At 36.3% G+C, this 1481-nt stretch carries 2 protein-coding genes; one reads left to right on the top strand and one right to left on the bottom strand.

Annotated features, from left to right (window positions below):
* Window positions 1-1239: type II toxin-antitoxin system HipA family toxin (locus CYP28_RS00645; RefSeq protein WP_258034125.1), on the top strand; the 1239-nt coding region annotated here is incomplete at its 5' end.
* A gap of 29 nt (window positions 1240-1268) precedes the next feature.
* On the opposite strand, the gene CYP28_RS10160 is transcribed toward CYP28_RS00645, so the two are convergent.
* Window positions 1269-1481, bottom strand: a 213-nt coding sequence (locus CYP28_RS10160; protein ID WP_181000383.1) for a hypothetical protein, incomplete at its 5' end; no start/stop codon positions are given.

The following is a 1481-nucleotide window of genomic DNA, read 5'->3' as shown; positions in this document are numbered from 1 at the left end:
ATATATAGCAACGATGATCTTGTGGGATTTCTTAAAGTATATGCCGTGGGCAGAAATGAAACATATTATTTTGAATACGATAAAGAGTGGTTAAAAAATGGCTTTGAAATAGATCCAAATTTACCACTGCAAAGCTCCCAGTTTGTGTCTAAAAATCTATGGGGAGCGTTTTGCGATATAAGTCCAGATAGATGGGGCAGATTAATCCAAAAACGAAAAGCTGGTAGCGAACTTACTGAAAGCGAATATATGCTAGGAGTAAGTGACTATTTTCGTATAGGCTCACTCAGAATAGAAAAAGAGTGCGAATTTGTATCTGTTACAAACGATATTCCAAAGCTAACTCACATTAGCGAGCTTTGTATATCATCACAAAGAATTGAGCGTGGTGAGAGCCTTGAAAGTGATATTAAAAATTTGCTCGCACCTAGTGGAAGCTTGGGCGGTGCTAGACCAAAGGCAAGTGTATTAAAAGGCAATGAGCTTTACATAGTCAAATTTCCGTCCATAAAAGATGAATATAGGCAAATTTCTCGTAGTGAAAAGACTATGCTAGATGTTGCCAGTATCGCAAAAATAAACGTATGTCAAAGCGAACTTTTTGAAACGGCAAAAGGCACGGCTTTACTTGTCAAAAGATTTGACAGAAACTGCGATAAGAGAATACCCTATAAATCAGCCATGACCTTGATTGGGGTTAGAGATGGCGATGAAAGTAACGATAAGAGTTACTGCGATCTAGCTAGCGTGCTTGATAGTAAAAACAAAAAAGAGCTTTTTCGACGTATGGTTTTTAACGGCTTATTTGGCAACACGGACGATCACCTAAGAAATCATGGCGTGCTATATGATGAAAAAACAAAAAGCTGGAATTTATCCCCCGCATTTGATATAACACCAACACCAATAATCTACTCAAAACAAAACCATGCTTTAAATTTTGTGGATTTTCAAAGCTTGCCCTCAGTCCAGCTTTTTTATGAGATAAAATCAAAATTTGATATAGATGACGGTGAATTTAAAGAGATCATAGCAAATATGCTAATGGCAAGAGATAAATTTGAAGAGATAGCAAAGCGAAATAAAATAAATAGCGACAACTTGAAAATGCTAAAAAATAACTATTGCCACGAGGATTTTGGAAGGTGTGGAGAATTTATAGCGCAGATTAATCAAAATATGGCCGAAGAATATATGTCTTTAGACGACGAAGCTAATTCTTACAAATTTAAGCTTTGAAGTATATTCTAACGAAAACCTTGTCTATCCTAATTAGCGAAGAAACTCTCGCCATCATTATTTTCGTTAGAGGGGCTATGCTCATCATCAAAAAATGATACGTTTTTAGTGCTATTGCTGCTTTGAGGTTTTGTTTGCTGCTCTATGGTGTCTTGTTTAGGTTCAGCATCTATGCTAACATGTTGATATACTTGCAGTGCCTCTTGTTTGCTACTTGGCAAAAAAGGATTTTGACTTAATGC

The sequence above is a fragment of the Campylobacter concisus genome, from assembly GCF_002914195.1.
Lineage (GTDB): Bacteria > Campylobacterota > Campylobacteria > Campylobacterales > Campylobacteraceae > Campylobacter_A > Campylobacter_A concisus_M.
Note: the sequence above shows the minus strand (reverse complement) of the source record. Positions and strands in the feature narration are given on the sequence as shown.